Source organism: Mycoplasmatota bacterium (assembly GCA_018394295.1).
In the GTDB taxonomy this organism is placed as follows: domain Bacteria; phylum Bacillota_I; class Bacilli_A; order Haloplasmatales; family Haloplasmataceae; genus JAENYC01.
Genome location: CP074573.1, coordinates 400,835 through 417,751 on the forward strand (window position 1 = coordinate 400,835; position 16,917 = coordinate 417,751).

The following is a 16,917-nucleotide window of genomic DNA, read 5'->3' on the forward strand; positions in this document are numbered from 1 at the left end:
ATGAATAAAGAAAATTTAATTTATGAAGGTAAGGCGAAGCAAGTTTATTGTACATGTAATCCTAATCAAGTCATTATCCATTATAAGGATGATGCAACAGCTTATAATGGAATTAAAAAATCAATTATTGACAACAAAGGTATTTTAAATAATGAAATTTCATCGATTATTTATAAACTTTTAGAAAATCATGGGATCAAAACGCATCTTATAGAGAGATTAAATGAACGTGAACAATTATGTGAAAAAGTTGACATCATTAAACTTGAAGTGATTGTACGAAATATTGTAGCGGGAAGTATGGCAAAACGATTAGGGATTAAAGAAGGAACAGTGCTTGATGATGAAACCTATGAGTTATGTTATAAGAATGATTATTTTGGTGATCCACTAATCAATGAAGACCATGCGCTCGCTTTAAAACTAGCTACTAAACAAGAATTAAATTTTATTAGAATTACTTCATTAAAAATTAACCATATTTTAAAAATGATATTTAAAGAAATGAATATTAATATTGTTGATTTTAAACTTGAATTTGGTCGAAATGAAGCAGGTGAAATCATACTTGCAGATGAAATATCACCGGATACCTGCAGATTATGGGATATGGAAACAAATGAAAAATTAGATAAAGATCGTTTTAGACGTGATTTAGGGAATGTAGAGGGCGCTTATAAGGAGATATTAAATCGATTTAAAAGGAATGAGTTAAATGTCAGAAATTGATTTATTTTATGAAAATAAAATGAACGAGGAATGTGGTGTATTTGGTATTTTCAATCATGAAAATGCTGGTGAATTAACTTATTATGCTTTACAAACATTACAACACAGAGGACAAGAAGGAACAGGGATTTTATCAAGTAATGGGAATGTTTTAACGCAAGTTAAAGGTGAAGGTTTAGTAAACCATGTCTATAAATCTGAAGATATTAAACGTCTTAAAGGCATTCATGCAATCGGTCATGTTCGTTATTCAACAAGTGGTGGAGGAGGTTTATTAAATGTACAACCTTTCTTGTTTCACTCACAAACAGGACAACTTGGTCTTTGTCATAATGGAAATTTAGTTAATACAAAAAATCTAAAAGGGTATTTGGAAAAAGAAGGAAGTATCTTCCAAACAACATCGGATACAGAAGTATTAGCACATTTATTAAAGAGACAAAAAGGAACCTTTATGGAAAGGTTGAAGGAATCACTTCTATATTTAGAAGGTGCATTTGCTTTCTTAGTTCTTTTAGAAAATGAATTATATATTGCTTTAGATAAACTTGGATTAAGACCACTATCCATTGGAAAAATTGGTGATGGCTATGTGGTTGCTAGTGAGACCTGTGCCTTTGAAACGATAGGAGCCACCTATATTAGAGATGTACAACCAGGAGAAGTCATTAAAATAAGTGATTCTGGAATGGAATCTCAGTTTTATTCATTAAACAATGAAACGCATATGTGTGCGATGGAGTATATTTATTTTTCAAGACCGGATAGTGATATATTAAATGTAAATGTTCATACCGCTAGAAAAAGATGTGGAATTGAATTAGCGAAAGAAAACCCTGTTTTAGCTGATATCGTCATTGGTGTACCTGATTCAGGAATGAGTGCTGCCATCGGTTATTCAGAAGCAACACGGATTCCTTTTGAGATGGGGATAATTAAAAATAAATATGTGGGGAGAACATTCATTGAAGCATCACAAGCCCTTCGTGATCAAGGGGTGAAGATGAAACTAAGTGCTGTTCGTTCAATCGTAAAAGATAAACGAGTGGTTCTAATTGATGATTCAATTGTACGGGGAACAACAAGCAAAAAGATAGTTAATATGTTACGACAAGCAGGTGCTAAAGAAGTTCATGTTAGAATTGCTTCTCCTGAGATTAAATATCCTTGTTTTTATGGCGTAGACTTTTCAACCTATCAAGAGCTAATATGTGCACAGAAAAAAACTGAAGAGATAGCACAATTAATTAATGCGGATTCACTTTCGTTTCTATCAATAGAAGGTTTATTAAATGCAGTGGGTAAAAAGGGATTATGTAAAGCATGCTTTAACGGTGATTATCCAACCCATTTATATGAAAGACTAGAAGATGCGAATGTGGAATAAATTTTAGAAGGAGTATGACTTATGAGTGAAGTTTATAAGAATTCTGGTGTTGATATTCATAAAGGCTATGAAGTGGTAAAGCGAATAAAAAATGATGTGGATAAGACAAAATGCCTTGGTACAATGGGAAGTATTGGTGGCTTTGGAGGCTTATTTGATTTATCAAAATTGAATATAAAAGAACCTGTTTTAGTATCAGGGACAGATGGGGTAGGAACTAAATTACTCCTAGCCATTATGTTAGATAAACATGATACCATTGGTGAGGATTTAGTGGCAATGTGTGTGAATGATGTATTAACCCAAGGGGCTAAACCATTATTTTTCTTAGATTATGTGGCGGTAGGTAAGAATGAACCTGAGAAAATTGCCTCGATTGTAAAAGGAGTAAGTAATGGGTGTCTTAAAGCAGGTTGTGCTTTAATTGGTGGCGAAACAGCAGAGATGCCTGATGTGTATGAAAAAGATCATTATGATTTAGCTGGTTTTACCGTTGGAGTTGTGGAAAAAAGCAAGATGATTACAGGAGAAAAATGTGAAGTCGGTGATGTACTCATTGGGTTAACCTCAAGTGGGATTCACTCAAACGGGTATTCATTAGTAAGAAAAATCTTATTAAAAGACCATCATTTAGATTTAAATCAACAGGATGAAAAATTAAATCAAACGCTTGGAGAGGCCTTATTAACTCCTACTAAAATTTATGTTAAGCCTGTTTTAGAGGTATTAAAGAATATAGATGTTCATTCAATGACACATATTACCGGTGGTGGCTTTGATGAAAATATCATTAGAGGACTTAAAAGTGGATATGGTGTTACAATTGATTGTGAGTCATTTAAAACACCAGAAATTTTTTCTTTAATTGAGCGCTTAGGTGAGATTCCTAAGCGGGAAATGTATCAGATATTTAATATGGGAATTGGGTTTATCTTAATGGTAAGTCCAAATGATGTAGAAGAAACACTACGTATTTTAAAGGAAAATAATGAAGAGGCGTGTGTCATTGGGAAGGTAATTAAAGGCGAAGGAGTTAATCTAGTATGAAACGTTTAGCGGTATTTGCTTCCGGAAATGGTAGTAATTTTGAAGCCATCGCTAAATATAAAAATGAGGTATATGAGGTTAAGTTATTAATATGTGATCAAAAAGATGCTTATGCATTTAGAAGAGCTGAACGCTTAAATATTCCTTTTTATGTCGTTAATTTCAAAGATTATAAAGATAAGGCAAGTTATGAAACAGAAATATTAAAGTATTTAAAAGAATATGAAATAGATTTTATTGCTTTAGCAGGTTATATGAGATTAATTGGGGATGTTTTATTAAGTGAATATGATAATAAAATAGTTAATATTCATCCATCCTTACTTCCTGCTTTCCCAGGACTTCATGCAATTGAGCAAGCAATTAACTATGGGGTTAAAGTAACTGGTGTTACGATTCATTATATTGATGAAGCGATGGATAGAGGTAAAATTATTGCCCAAAAAAGTTTATCTATAAATAATGAGATGTCAATAGATGATGTTGAAAAGAAAATTCATAAGATTGAACATTTATTATATAAAAAAGTATTAGAAGAAATCTTAAGAGGAGATAATAAAGATGAAAAAAGCATTGATTAGTGTTTCTGATAAAACAAATATCGTTGAATTTGTTTCTGGATTAATATCAAATGATTATGAAATAATTTCAACGGGCGGTACCTATAAAATATTATGTGAGGCAAATCTTCCGGTAACTAAAATTGAAGATTATACCCAGTTTAAAGAAATATTAGATGGAAGAGTTAAAACCTTACATCCGAAAATTCATGGTGGTATTTTAGCGATTAGAGATAATGATGTTCATAAAAAAGAAGTAAGTGAACAAGCCATTGATTATATTGATTTGGTTTGTGTTAATTTATATCCTTTTAAAGAAACAATCTCAAATGATAATTGCACATTAGAAGATGCGATTGAAAATATTGATATCGGTGGACCATCAATGTTACGTGCAGCCGCTAAAAATTATCCTTATGTGACAGTTGTTGTGGATAATAGTGATTATGATCTAGTTCTAAATGAAATTAAAACACAAAATAATACATCTCTTCAAACGCGTTTTGCGCTTGCAAGTAAGGTTTTCCGTCATACAGCTAGTTATGATGCAGTAGTCGCTGACTATTTAACAAATAAAGAAGGTCTAGAATTTCCTGAACAATTAACTTTAACTTATGATTTAAAACAAAACCTTCGATATGGAGAAAATCCACATCAAAAAGCAGCCTTTTATGCAGCAAATGAAAATGCATATACCCTAACAAATGCGAAACAACTTCACGGGAAAGCTTTATCTTATAATAATTTACAAGATGCTAATGCAGCCCTACAAATCGTGAAAGAATTTGATGAAGTTGTCGTTGTTGCACTTAAACATTTAAACCCATGTGGTGTTGGTGTTGGTAAAGATGTTCATCAGGCATTCTTAAAAGCATATGAAGGAGATTCGGTGAGTATCTTTGGAGGAATTGTTGCCACAAATCAAGTCATAAATAAAGAGGTAGCGTTAGAGTTAGTTAAAATTTTCCTTGAGATTATAATTGCGCCAGGTTTCACAGATGAAGCTTTAGAAGTATTAAAACAAAAGAAAAATTTACGTTTATTAGAAGTTAATATGAATGAAAAGAAATCAAGTGAAATGCAGTATGTATCAATCAATGGTGGCTTATTAGTTCAAGAACAGGATTCATTATTATTAAGCGATGAATTAACGGTTCCAACAAAGCGTAAACCAACTGAAAAAGAACTGGAATCCTTATTATTTGGTAATAAGATTGTTAAGCATGTAAAATCAAATGCGATTGTTTTAGTAAAAGATAATATGACAATTGGGGTTGGTGCTGGTCAAATGAATCGTGTTGGGGCAGCTAATATCGCAATTGAACAAGCTAAAGAAAAAGCACTTGGGTCAGTGCTAGCATCAGATGCCTTCTTTCCAATGAGTGATACGGTTGAAGTAGCTGCGAAGGCTGGTGTTACTGCCATTATTCAACCAGGAGGTTCTATTAGAGATCAAGAATCAATTGATGCTTGTGATAAGCATAATATCGCAATGGTATTTACACAAATGCGACATTTTAAACATTAGTAGGTGAGGATATGAAAGTATTAATTATTGGTAGTGGTGGGAGAGAACATGCCCTTGCATGGAAGTTATCACAAAGTGACCAGGTATCAGAAATTTTTGTAGCCCCTGGTAATTGTGGAATGAGTGATGTTAGTAAATGTGTTGATATCAAAGTGACTGATGTTGATCAACTAGTTTTGTTTGCGAAAACAAATCAAATTGATCTAACGATTGTAGGACCTGAACAAGCATTAGAAAAAGGGATTGTTAATGCGTTTAATAAAGCGAGTTTAAGAATATTTGGGCCTACAAAAGAGGCAGCATTAATAGAAACATCAAAAGATTTTTCTAAACAGTTAATGAAAAAATATGGGATTCCAACAGCAGCGTATGAGACTTTATCTGATTATGATGAGGCTTTAAATTATATAGAAAAAAAAGGTTATCCGATTGTTATTAAGGTGGATAATCTAGCATCGGGTAAAGGCGTTATAATTGTACATAATAAAGAAGAAGCAGTTACTGCCTTAAATGAAACACTGAAACAACATAAATTTGGTTGTAAAAAAGTTATAATTGAGGATTTTTTAGAGGGAGAAGAATTTTCATTAATGGCTTTTGTAAGTGGTGATAAAGTATATCCTATGGTCCTAGCACAAGATCATAAAAAAGCATTTGAGGGTGATTTAGGACCTAATACAGGAGGAATGGGCGCTTATTCTCCTGTTCCACAAATATCGCAAAAGGTAATTGATGAAGCAATCAATACTATTATGATTCCCTGTGCTAAAGCATTAGTAGAAGAAAATCGTAGTTTTGAAGGGGTATTGTATGGTGGCTTAATATTAACTAAAACAGGTCCTAAAGTGATTGAATTTAATGCTCGCTTTGGTGACCCTGAAACAGAAGTTGTATTACCACGGTTAAAAAATGATTTATTTGTCTTAATAAATGATTTATTAGATCAAAAAGACATTACACTAAATTGGGATGAAGAACAAACCATTGGTGTGGTACTTTCATCTATCGGTTATCCTCAAAAATATGAAGTTGGTTATGAAATAAAAGGGCTAGAATCATTAGAAAATGTCACGGTGTTTCACATGGGAACAAAAGAAATTGATGGTAAAATCGTCACAAATGGTGGTCGTGTGTTATTTGTCGTCGGAAAAGATAAATCAGTTACAAAAGCACAAACTATTGTTTATCAAGAAATAAAAAAAATTAATTGTAAGAATCTTTTTTATCGTAAGGATATTGGTTTTAAATTAATAGGAGGCACAAATGATTAATCGTTATGCAAGAGATGAAATGAAGAATATCTGGAGTGATGAAAATAAATTTAAAACATGGTTAAAGGTAGAATTGTTAGCTTGTGAAGCTTGGTCACAATTAGGACATATTCCAAAAGAAGATGTGTTAGTTTTGTGGGATAAAGCTAAATTTGAAATGAAAAGAATAAGTGAGATTGAACAAGATACAAGACATGATGTCATCGCATTTACTAGAGCAGTAAGTGAGTCACTTGGTAATGAAAAAAAATGGGTTCATTATGGACTTACCTCAACTGATGTTGTTGATACCGCGTATGGTTATCAAATTAAGCAAGCTAATGATATTTTAAGAAAAGACTTAGAAACATTTATTAAGGTATTAAAAGAAAAAGCGATTCAATATAAACATACAGTGCAAATGGGAAGAACACATGGGATTCATGCAGAATTAACCACGTTTGGGTTAAAACTTGCTTTGTGGTATGAGGAAATGAATCGTAATTTTACTCGTTTTGAGCAAGCATGTAGTGATATTGAAGTAGGGAAAATGTCTGGAGCTGTTGGAACATTTGCGAATATTCCCCCCTTTGTTCAACAGTATGTTTGTGAGAAATTAGGCATAGAGGCAAGTAAAATTTCAACGCAAGTGTTACAGCGTGATCGCCATGCTTTCTATTTAAATGTTTTAGGATTAATCGCATCATCTTTAGAAAAAATGGCAGTAGAAATAAGACATTTACAACGAACGGAAGTAAAAGAAGTCGAGGAATTTTTTAATAAGAACCAAAAAGGTTCATCTGCCATGCCTCATAAACGTAACCCAATTGGTTCAGAAAATATCGTTGGTTGTGCTAGAGTAATGCATGGCTATGCTTTAACAAGTTATGAAAATGTTCCATTATGGCATGAACGAGATATATCTCATTCTTCAGCTGAACGGATTATTATTCCTGATGCTACGATATTACTTGATTATATGTTAAATCGATTTACTAAAATTATTAAAAATTTAGTTGTTTATGAAGATAAGATGTTAAAAAATATTGAATTAACTAATGGAGTTATTTTTTCACAACAGGTTTTGTTAAAGCTCATTGAAAAAGGATTAACACGAGAAGAAGCATATGATTTAGTCCAAAGTAAGGCAATGATAGCTTATCACAACAATCATGCATTTTTAGAAATATTAAAAGAAGATAATAAAATCACAAAACTACTTACCTTAGATGAAATTGATGATTGTTTTAATACCAACTACCATTTAAAAGCAGTTGATGAGATATATACTAGTCTAGGATTAGATTAATATATAAGAGGCCTAGTTTCTAAATCCATTGATAATCTTCATTGGAAACAGTATAATTTACTTGGAATATTTTAAAGGGAAGAATTTTTTTGATGGATTATACTAGTGGCTGGGTTTGTTTTTTGTCTTGTTTTCAAATTAATGTATTTTTTTATTAAATTAACATTGTATTTTAAGAAAAATAATTTACAAATTATTTTGGTTTGTGATATGGTTTATGACTATCACTAACATTATTTTAATTTTACACATAATATTCACTATAGTATAAAAGTAATGTGTAATAGTAGGCTAAAACTTAATATTTTAAAGGAAACTGATATCAATTTATAAGTTGTTCTGCTGAAAATTAATTTATAAATTAAAAAAGTAGATTTAAAATTATCTTTGATTTAAGTAAGTTATTCAGCAGAAAAAAGCTGATTAATCAAGTTGATTTCATCAGCTATGTATTGGCCTGTCCTTTATGGATTAAATGGATAGTTTCAATCCTTGGATTATAGAACAGGTGGATTAAAAAATCTGAATTCAAAGATTATATTGTTTATCCTCTTGATGTATCAATGATTATTTAAAAAATGTTATTAAATATTATATTTACTGTGCTGGATTCTTGAATCCAGCCTTTTCAATTTTATTTCACTTTGAATTGTTGCTTGAATTATATAAGTTACATATTCCAAACAGAACAAAAAGGTTTCCTGGTATTTTTTGACAATAAACTACAAAAATCGACATAATTCGACAAATATAAAACTACATACAAGATATAATTATAATGAACTGGCCAGTTCTTCCTAAATGCTGATGGGTTAATTGGTGAAACAGGTGATATATTAGGGCATAATATGTATGCATATGGGAAGAATAACCCGGTTATGATGGTTGATCCGAGTGGATGTTGGCCTAGTTGGGTGAAGAAAGCAGCTAAAGTAGCAGCTATAGTAGTTGTAGCAGCAGTAGTAACAGCAGCAGTTGTTGCATCAGCAGGAACAGCAGCTTGTGCAGTAGGAATAATAGCGTCATCGTTAGGAGCTTCAGCTACGGTTGCAGCTGCAGCATCAACTGCAACAATAATAGGTGCTTATGTTGTGGCTGGTGGAATTGCAGCAGCAGGAGTGAGTGATGCTGGTGAAGTAGTGACTGGTACAAATGTTATAAAAGAAGGTATTTTTGGAGGTGATGAAGATACTTATAATGATGTAAAAGCAGGATTATATATATTAGCTGCTGGAATAATAACTGCTGGAAGTATGGAAACTGGGAATTGTTTTGTTGAAGGTACACTTATTAAAACAGTTGATGGTGATAAACCAATTGAAGACATCGAAGTTGGTGATTTAGTTTATGCAGAAAGTCCTGAAACTGGCGAAAAAGGATTAAAACAAGTAGTAAGATTATTTAGAAATCAAACAACGGAATTAGTTCATATTAAAGTAAAAGGTGAGCAAATAACAACAACTAATGAGCATCCTTTCTATGTACCTGAAAAAGGTTGGACAGCTGCCGTAGAACTTAGAGCAGGAGATAAACTAGTTCTTTTATCTGGGGAAATTGTTGTAATTGAGTTTGTAAAACATGAAATATTAGAAAATCCTGTCACTGTATATAACTTTGAAGTTGAAGATTTTCATACATATTATGTTAGTGAATTAGGTGTACTTGTACATAATACTTGTACACCAGGAAAATCTAAGAGATATTCACCAGAAAAAATTGCAAAAAAATATAATATTTCGGAAAATGACTTTCACACACAGGTTAAACCAAATATACTAAATCAAGTTAAACCAAAAGAATATTTAGTAGGAAGAAATCCAGATATTGCATTAAATAAATCAGGAGATATAGCTTACCAAGGAGCAAATGGAAGAGGGTTTCAAGACACAGGGCTTAATATATATGATATAATAAGTCAAATTTATAAATAGAGGTTTAAAAAAATGGTTATATCAGATTTAAATATTATATGTTTAAGGCAAAATGAAAAGCAAATGTTTAACAACTCAAAAGTTGGTATTGATGTTTTGGATTTAAAAAATACTGAAAAAAGTTTTTATGGAGATCATTGGAAATTATTAACCGCATTACAAGGGATCTGGTATTTTATATATCCACTCGATGAATTGAAAGAATATGATTATGAACATGGTTTTTTTAATATTGAACCTAGTAAAAAAACAAAATTTAAGTATTATATATCTTTATGTAATATGAACAAGGAATTACTTTCTTCATTACTAGATTTTTATCTAAGTTGCTCTCCAATAAAACAAGTTTGTTTTTTAGTTAGATTAGACTGGAATCCAGAAAATATTATATGTGGTACTATAAGAAAAAAAGACTTTTTAAGAAAATTAGATCAAGGAAAATTACTCTTTAACAAAGCTTATATTTTACAAGAATAAATTTAGAGATTAGAAATGGATAATATTTTATCTTCTATGTTGTACTAGTTCAACTGTTATTGTTGAATCTAAGTTCAAAAAAGGGATAGATAATTAATTGTCATCTTTTAGTTAAAATATGAAGTTAAAAATAAGAAAGATCCAATTATATGAACAATATTGGATCTTTCAAAATTTTATTGATATAAGTCTTATGTTTGGGGTCTCTTTTACAAGGATGTCGAAACAGGATGGTACTATCTGAATAGCTGTTATTATAATTCTGAGATAGGTCGCTTCATCAATGCGGATGATACATCAATATTATCAGTGACTCAAGGTGAAATATTAGGAGCTAACTAATATTCTTATGGTATGAATAATCCAGTGATGAATGTTGATGATAATGGTTATTGGCCTCACTTAAACAATTGGCAAAAGATTGCTATAGGAGCAGTTGCTTTGACTGCAGCTGTTGCAATAACTGTTGCTACTGGTGGAGCTGCTGCACCACTATTAATTGGAGTTGCTGTTTCAACACTGTCAGGTGCAGCCATTGAAGGGGCAATCGGGTATGCAACCGGAGGAGAAGAAGGACTTAAAGAAGGCCTTGTTAATGGAGCTAGCGATGGATTCATGTGGGGTGGAATATTTGCATTAGGATCATCTGCCGTAAGCGCAGTAAAGGTAGTTAATCAAGCAAGGCAAGGAGTTACAATTGGGCGGAATATGAACAAGGTAAGGAGAGCAGCTATAGTATCTGAGACTAGTACGTATAAAGGGTTAAATTCCAAAATACATAATGGAATTAAGAAAGTTTTGGGTAAAGATATGGCAGATGATATAAGTTATTTACATAATAAAGCGTGGATAAATAACATGATGAAACTTAATGCAAACATATATGATAATGGGCTTTCCGGTGCTGCTCAAGCTGGAAGATATTACTCAATGGAACTTAGAATGGTTAGAAATTATGCAAATTATATTAAGATGTGGTAAAAAAGTTATCTCCAATGTTATTTTTACATATTGAAGGAGTACTATATGGATAGGAAACAAATTATATTAAAAGAGTTTAGTTTTCTTAAAGAATATAACTTTAATTTTACATATGAAAATATTTCAAGCATTATGGATGTTTATAGGTTTGTATGTAATTATTCAATAATTGAAATTGAATATGATATTCGTGAAAACTATATTAATTTTAAAATTAGAAATTCAGAACTTAAAACTATCTTGTCAATTTCATATGAGAGTTTAATGGTTAATGATTCAATGGTTTATATAAGTAAATTTGAAGACGAACTAAACGAAAATTATAGTGAATTACACAAAATTGGTTACTACTCATACAAATTATTTTTAAAACATATTAAAATATTAACGGAGTTTACTAAAAGGAATTTACACCTAATTATTTAATTGCGTAAAAGTTTATTTCCCATTTCAGAACTACTTCCTCATCTGATGGGGGTCTACTATTACGCAAAAACTCTATTTTCGCGTAACAGTAGCAACACGATAGTCCAAACACATCTTGTTTGTGGAAACAAGAGATTTGAGATAGCAGCAATGTTGGTTACAGCAACATAATAAATATTCCCTGCTTTTGTATAAGAATTATTAAAATTGAGTCAATTTCAGTATTACATTAGCATCAACATGATTATTTAATATAAAAATATGTATCAACATGGGTATGACAATAGTAGCAACATGGGAATGTAACTTAATATCTTGGGTTCTGTTGCATAAAAATAATATAAAAATGTAATTTCAAAAAATAGATATAAAAGTACCTTTGACTGAAGTAAGTTACACAACAGAAAAAAGCTGATTAATCAATTTGATTTTATCAGCTACACTAAATGTATTAGTTTGTCCTTATGGATCATATGCATAGTTTCAATTCCTTAGATTACAGAATAAGTATATAAATGTCAAGATAAGAATGTACATTTTTGATCATTTAATAATGTACATTTTTAATTTTCTTCGATAAAGTAATTTTTAAGTCGATAAGATTTACCTGTAATGTTAACTACATGAGCATGATGAAGAACTCGATCAAGGATAGCGTTAGCTATTACAGGGTCTTTAAAAATATCATCCCAATTAGAAAAGTTAATGTTGGTTGTAATTATCGTACTTCGTTTTTCATATCGTCTATCTATTAGCTGAAAGAACAATTTAGAATCTTCTTTGTCGATAGGTAAATAGCCTAGTTCATCAATAATCAATAATTTGTACTTGGTAAAATGCTTGAGTCTATCGTTTAAGCGATTTTCTAACTTAGCTTTCTTTAACTGGGCTATCAAATCATGACATTTTATAAAGTAAGTTGATATACGCTTCTTCGCAGCGGATATACCTATTGATGTAGATAAGTGGGTTTTACCAACACCACTCGTTCCCATAAAAACGATGTTCTCGCATTGATGGATGAATCTATGACTCTCAAAATCTAATATTTGTTCTTTGTTTATATTTTCTTGGAAAGAGAAGTCAAAATCCTTCAATTCTTTGTAATGGGGGAATGCCCCTACTTTAACCATAGCTTTGATCATACTAGCCTCTTTATAATCAATTTCATATGTTGTTAATTTAATAAGCCCATCAACGAAAGATAGATTATTTTTATTAATAAAGTTAATAGTATCGTCTAAATGATTTTTCATTTCTTTTAATTTTAAATATTCTAAATTTGCGATTAATTGCTCGTGTGCTGTTGTCATTATTTATAACGTTCTCCTATCTTATTAAGATTTTCTTTTGCGAATTTTTGAATATCTTCATCATCAAAAGATAGAGTCATTCTGGCAATCTGTATATAGTGCTCCTCTAAATAATTCAACTTTTTACTACTTAACGAGTGTATTGTCACCAAATTTGTGTTAGAATATATGTGAATTTGATTATCATATACCTGCAGTTGAAGTGTACGGTTCATATATTTAGGTGGTACTGAATATTGATTACCCTTATAACTAATCATTGATGATGAGTTTACTTTCGCTGTTATGGTTTTAATCAAGTATAGATTTCTTATCGTGTCTCGTGGAGGGGACTGTAAGAAATCTTTTTCATTTTGTAGGCCAAATAGTGGAATCATATCATAAGCTCTATGTAACCTACTGTTTTCTCTGTTGTTTATTTCTTGTACCTTTTTCACTAATTGTTCATAATTTAAATCACCACTATATGCTTTTAATTCATCTAGAATTTTCATAGGGGATTCAACCTTTGCTTTTGTATTTGGTCTGCCTGCGATACAGGGTTTAACTTCAAATCCATAATCATTAGCGAATTGTTGAAATTTATTATTTACTTTTCCTTTTGAATATTCAGTTCTTGGTACATCCATTACTGTTTTCATATTATCAGTTAGTATTTCATGAGGTACACCACCAAATGCTTGAAATGCTTCGTCTATGAAGTTAAACAGTATGTCTTGAGATTTAGTTAATGATAATCTATAAACTCTAAACCTTGAGTAACTCAGTAATAAAACGAATATATTGATTGTGATGACTTCTCCTGTATCAAGCACGAAATTCATTGATTCTTTCCAATCTAGCTGTGCTTGTTGACCTTTATCTGTTTCATAACGTATAACTGAAGGTGCTTTGATAGCACTTTTTTCTTTTGATCAAAGTACTCTTGAAATTCTGGTGTTTTACTTATATATCGCCTAAATGATGATTCAGCACATTTTAGTCCATAATTATCACTAAGATACTGCCAAAGCACTTTTTTATATTCAAAAACTTTTATTTTATCATTGAGTAAATCTTTAATTAAGTAGTAATAATCATCTACTATACTTGATCGTTTTCTATTTTTAGACTTCTCATAACCATTAATGTACTTACTTATCGTTCTTCTATCAACATTTAACTCTCTTGCTAATCGACTTTTATTTACCTTTAAGTTTGTTGTTTCCATTAAATTCTTTAATACCTTCAAATCATTTAATTTCTGTATTTCTATATTAGTATCTATTTCATAGTTTAGTATCATAAGTTGTCCTCCCATTGATTAACTATGAAATTATACTATATTAACTGTACATTTTAAAGTGATCACTTCTGTACATATCTATCTTATCATTTATATAAGTATCTTATCATTAATAGTTAGGCAATTAAGTATCATATTACAGCAATATAGATAATAAAAGTTTTAAGCATAAACATGGTAATGACGACACAACAATGGTAGGGTGTGTTCAACTACTAAAAATACCATTAAAATTGTATCAACATGGGTATGACAATGGTAGCAACTTGGATACGTAACTCGAAATATGTATCAACTTGGAAATGACGGCACAACAAAGGTAGGGTGTGTCGAACTATTAAAATAAGAATAAGCCATTATTTATATCTATTCTAAGTTATGCAGTTTGAAAAACATATATAAGTCTAGATTATTACCTTATACAATAACAGGCAATTAATGATGTCAATTGCCTGTTTTTTTTATATAAAACTTCAATTGAAGCTACTTACCTATACGGTTTGTTATTGTAGTATTTATAAATTTTCAGTAATTATATCTGTCTTATAGGGCTTGGCACATACAATGATATCTATTTCCTAGTTTCTTGTTTCGTTTTTACATCTTTCTGTAAATAAAATTTAGTATCCCTACTTATTTTTCATTGAATTTTTGATTTAAATTACATTAGTTGATTGAATTAACTTACACTTAAATTTAATATCATTTATCAACATAATGTTGAATTTCTTTTGTCGTTTGCGTATAGAACAATGAACAGTATGTAGTTAGTGGATAAAAACTTAGTATAAGATTTAAATTACTGAAACTAGGACCTTAGATCTTAAATTCAAATTTTATATATAAGTAATTTGATAGTATTGATTTATTTGTAGTTGTATAGGAGATAAACTTATTATCTATAAAGGTGTGATAGAATGAAATGTTTTACTATCTCTGTATAAATATCATGTATAATAACTTAAATTATATTGATTAATATATCTAATATAATATAAAGGGGAAAGATTTATGACAATTCAATTAAAGAAAGCACAAAGATTAATACAGTGGAATGTTCGGAAAATGTACTTACATTCTAAAAGAGTTCATCAAAAAAAGTGGATTGTAAAAAGAGGTGAAGTTTTCTTTGTTGATTTAGGTGAAAATGTAGGGAGTGAAGAAAATTAGATTAGACCATGTGTTATAGTTCAGTCAGATTCATATAATATTAAATCTCCTGTAACTGTTGTAGCTATAATATCAAATAGTAATTTAACTATTCCTGATATTCAAGTTCCTATTTCAGGAACATATTATTATACAGAAAATAGTATTCATAAACAATTAACTGGAACAGTAGATTTGGGTCAAATAAAAACAGTAGGAAAAGAAAGATTAGTCAGTAAAAATATCGCTACATTAACTTCTGAAATAGATGAAATTAATAAGAAATTATTAAATGCAGTTGGTTTAACCTCAATTATAATAGCATATGAAAATAGAATTAAATCTCTTGAAGGAAAAGTACAATATTTACAGAAAAAAGAATAATCTATTGACACATTTCATATTATATATTAGAATATAATTACAGTTATGATAGGTTTGGCAACCTATCGGTAGATATATATTCAGTTATGACAAATTTGGCAATTTGTCGGTAAACCACCTTTTTAAGGTGGTTTTTTTATATAGCATTGGATTCAATTTACTGGAATGTAAGTCGTAATGACTAATAAAATTATCCATTTGATAGATATTTTTATACTATTTGATAATTTAGTTTAAAAAGTATAAAATAGGGTTAATAAAATTAATGGAGGAGGGTTGGCATATGATCAATCAAACCGTTTTAATTGCTTTTGGACTTACACTAATTGCTGGATTATCAACAGGTATTGGGAGTTTATTAGCTTTATTCGCTAAAAAAACGAACACCAAATTTTTAGCTGTAAGTTTAGGATTTTCTGCAGGGGTTATGATATATGTTTCTTTTGTTGAAATCTTTTTTGAAGCACAAGATGCCTTAGTTATGGATTTAGGAGAAAGATTAGGTTCTTGGATTACAGTTATATCCTTTTTTGGTGGGATGGCATTTATCGCTATTATTGATAAATTAATTCCATCTGCTGAAAATCCTCATGAATTATCTAAGTTGGAAGATTTGGATGAACAAGATACTGAGAAAGCCCGTCATTCTAAACTTTTACGAATGGGTTTATTTACCGCATTAGCGATTGGAATTCATAATTTTCCTGAAGGGATTGCCACTTTTTTATCAGCATTAGAAAATCCTTCTATAGCGATTCCAATCACTGTTGCCATTGCGCTACATAATATCCCAGAAGGTATTTCAATATTTGTCCCAATTTATTATGCGACAGGGAATAAAAGAAAAGCATTTATCTATTCATTTCTATCAGGCATATCAGAACCAGTCGGTGCTATCATTGGTTATTTAATTTTATATCCATTCTTATCAGATACTGTATTTGGTATTTTATTTGCTGGAGTCGCTGGTATTATGGTATTTATCTCATTAGATGAATTACTACCATCAGCGAGAGAATATGGAGAAACGCATTTATCTATCTATGGTTTAGTCGCAGGACAAATTGTAATGGCAATTAGTTTATTGTTATTTATATAATGACGTATAGTTATCTGGGTATCGTAAATGATAATTAAATATAGAAATGGTTTCTAAGGAGT

General features: G+C 30.5%; 15 protein-coding genes and 1 pseudogene. 14 read left to right on the forward strand and 2 right to left on the reverse strand.

Annotation, left to right across the window (positions count from 1 at the left end; all coding sequences use genetic code 11):
- The 11 genes from KHQ81_01620 to KHQ81_01670 all read left to right on the forward strand — a co-directional run bounded on the left by KHQ81_01620 (nt 1) and on the right by KHQ81_01670 (nt 11,625).
- Nucleotides 1–729, forward strand: coding sequence for a phosphoribosylaminoimidazolesuccinocarboxamide synthase (locus KHQ81_01620; protein ID QVK18441.1), 729 nt, complete (start codon nt 1–3; stop codon nt 727–729).
- Entirely contained in the window at nt 716–2,116 is a 1,401-nt protein-coding gene (locus tag KHQ81_01625) for an amidophosphoribosyltransferase (GenBank protein QVK18442.1), read from the forward strand. The genes KHQ81_01620 and KHQ81_01625 overlap by 14 nt, the downstream gene beginning before the upstream one ends.
- A gap of 21 nt (nt 2,117–2,137) precedes the next feature.
- Nucleotides 2,138–3,163, forward strand: a complete 1,026-nt coding sequence (gene purM, locus KHQ81_01630; GenBank protein QVK18443.1) for a phosphoribosylformylglycinamidine cyclo-ligase — start codon at nt 2,138–2,140, stop codon at nt 3,161–3,163.
- Entirely contained in the window at nt 3,160–3,744 is a 585-nt protein-coding gene (gene purN, locus KHQ81_01635; protein QVK18444.1) for a phosphoribosylglycinamide formyltransferase, read from the forward strand. The genes purM and purN overlap by 4 nt, the downstream gene beginning before the upstream one ends.
- Complete coding sequence (purH, locus tag KHQ81_01640; protein QVK18445.1) at nt 3,725–5,251, forward strand: bifunctional phosphoribosylaminoimidazolecarboxamide formyltransferase/IMP cyclohydrolase; 1,527 nt, start codon at nt 3,725–3,727, stop codon at nt 5,249–5,251. The genes purN and purH overlap by 20 nt, the downstream gene beginning before the upstream one ends.
- Before the next feature lie 11 nt (nt 5,252–5,262).
- Entirely contained in the window at nt 5,263–6,522 is a 1,260-nt protein-coding gene (gene purD, locus KHQ81_01645; protein QVK18446.1) for a phosphoribosylamine--glycine ligase, read from the forward strand.
- Entirely contained in the window at nt 6,515–7,810 is a 1,296-nt protein-coding gene (purB, locus tag KHQ81_01650) for an adenylosuccinate lyase (GenBank protein QVK18447.1), read from the forward strand. The genes purD and purB overlap by 8 nt, the downstream gene beginning before the upstream one ends.
- An 878-nt stretch (nt 7,811–8,688) precedes the next feature.
- On the forward strand, nt 8,689–9,741 hold the full coding sequence (locus KHQ81_01655; protein ID QVK18448.1) for a Hint domain-containing protein: 1,053 nt from the start codon (nt 8,689–8,691) through the stop codon (nt 9,739–9,741).
- 12 nt (nt 9,742–9,753) lie between these two features.
- The gene (locus tag KHQ81_01660) at nt 9,754–10,218 is read left to right on the forward strand and encodes a hypothetical protein (protein QVK18449.1); all 465 of its coding nucleotides are present in this window, start codon (nt 9,754–9,756) and stop codon (nt 10,216–10,218) included.
- Nucleotides 10,219–10,659: 441 nt separating this feature from the next.
- A complete protein-coding gene (locus KHQ81_01665; protein QVK18450.1) occupies nt 10,660–11,199 on the forward strand; it encodes a hypothetical protein in 540 nt (179 codons plus the stop codon).
- 45 nt (nt 11,200–11,244) lie between these two features.
- A complete protein-coding gene (locus KHQ81_01670) occupies nt 11,245–11,625 on the forward strand; it encodes a hypothetical protein (protein ID QVK18451.1) in 381 nt (126 codons plus the stop codon).
- 563 nt (nt 11,626–12,188) lie between these two features.
- Here the strand turns inward: KHQ81_01670 and istB are convergent.
- Together istB and istA are read right to left on the reverse strand one after the other, a co-directional pair.
- Entirely contained in the window at nt 12,189–12,938 is a 750-nt protein-coding gene (istB, locus tag KHQ81_01675) for an IS21-like element helper ATPase IstB (GenBank protein ID QVK18452.1), read from the reverse strand.
- A pseudogene (gene istA / locus KHQ81_01680) lies at nt 12,938–14,223 on the reverse strand (IS21 family transposase). Before istA ends, istB begins: the two are co-directional and overlap by 1 nt.
- Before the next feature lie 1,011 nt (nt 14,224–15,234).
- Here istA and KHQ81_01685 point away from each other — a divergent pair.
- The 3 genes from KHQ81_01685 to zupT all read left to right on the forward strand — a co-directional run bounded on the left by KHQ81_01685 (nt 15,235) and on the right by zupT (nt 16,855).
- Entirely contained in the window at nt 15,235–15,393 is a 159-nt protein-coding gene (locus KHQ81_01685) for a hypothetical protein (GenBank protein ID QVK18453.1), read from the forward strand.
- Nucleotides 15,394–15,756, forward strand: coding sequence for a type II toxin-antitoxin system PemK/MazF family toxin (locus KHQ81_01690; protein QVK19522.1), 363 nt, complete (start codon nt 15,394–15,396; stop codon nt 15,754–15,756).
- 283 nt (nt 15,757–16,039) lie between these two features.
- Nucleotides 16,040–16,855, forward strand: coding sequence for a zinc transporter ZupT (gene zupT, locus KHQ81_01695; protein ID QVK18454.1), 816 nt, complete (start codon nt 16,040–16,042; stop codon nt 16,853–16,855).
- Nucleotides 16,856–16,917 lie beyond the last annotated feature (62 nt).

What these genes read in the sequence shown, in the direction of transcription:
- KHQ81_01620 (QVK18441.1), top strand. Translation starts at nt 1, where the DNA reads ATGAATAAAGAAAATTTAATTTATGAAGGTAAGGCGAAGCAAGTTTAT.
- KHQ81_01625 (QVK18442.1), top strand. Translation starts at nt 716, where the DNA reads ATGTCAGAAATTGATTTATTTTATGAAAATAAAATGAACGAGGAATGT.
- purM (QVK18443.1), top strand. Translation starts at nt 2,138, where the DNA reads ATGAGTGAAGTTTATAAGAATTCTGGTGTTGATATTCATAAAGGCTAT.
- purN (QVK18444.1), top strand. Translation starts at nt 3,160, where the DNA reads ATGAAACGTTTAGCGGTATTTGCTTCCGGAAATGGTAGTAATTTTGAA.
- purH (QVK18445.1), top strand. Translation starts at nt 3,725, where the DNA reads ATGAAAAAAGCATTGATTAGTGTTTCTGATAAAACAAATATCGTTGAA.
- purD (QVK18446.1), top strand. Translation starts at nt 5,263, where the DNA reads ATGAAAGTATTAATTATTGGTAGTGGTGGGAGAGAACATGCCCTTGCA.
- purB (QVK18447.1), top strand. Translation starts at nt 6,515, where the DNA reads ATGATTAATCGTTATGCAAGAGATGAAATGAAGAATATCTGGAGTGAT.
- KHQ81_01655 (QVK18448.1), top strand. Translation starts at nt 8,689, where the DNA reads ATGATGGTTGATCCGAGTGGATGTTGGCCTAGTTGGGTGAAGAAAGCA.
- KHQ81_01660 (QVK18449.1), top strand. Translation starts at nt 9,754, where the DNA reads ATGGTTATATCAGATTTAAATATTATATGTTTAAGGCAAAATGAAAAG.
- KHQ81_01670 (QVK18451.1), top strand. Translation starts at nt 11,245, where the DNA reads ATGGATAGGAAACAAATTATATTAAAAGAGTTTAGTTTTCTTAAAGAA.
- istB (QVK18452.1), bottom strand. Translation starts at nt 12,938, where the DNA reads ATGACAACAGCACACGAGCAATTAATCGCAAATTTAGAATATTTAAAA.
- KHQ81_01685 (QVK18453.1), top strand. Translation starts at nt 15,235, where the DNA reads ATGACAATTCAATTAAAGAAAGCACAAAGATTAATACAGTGGAATGTT.
- zupT (QVK18454.1), top strand. Translation starts at nt 16,040, where the DNA reads ATGATCAATCAAACCGTTTTAATTGCTTTTGGACTTACACTAATTGCT.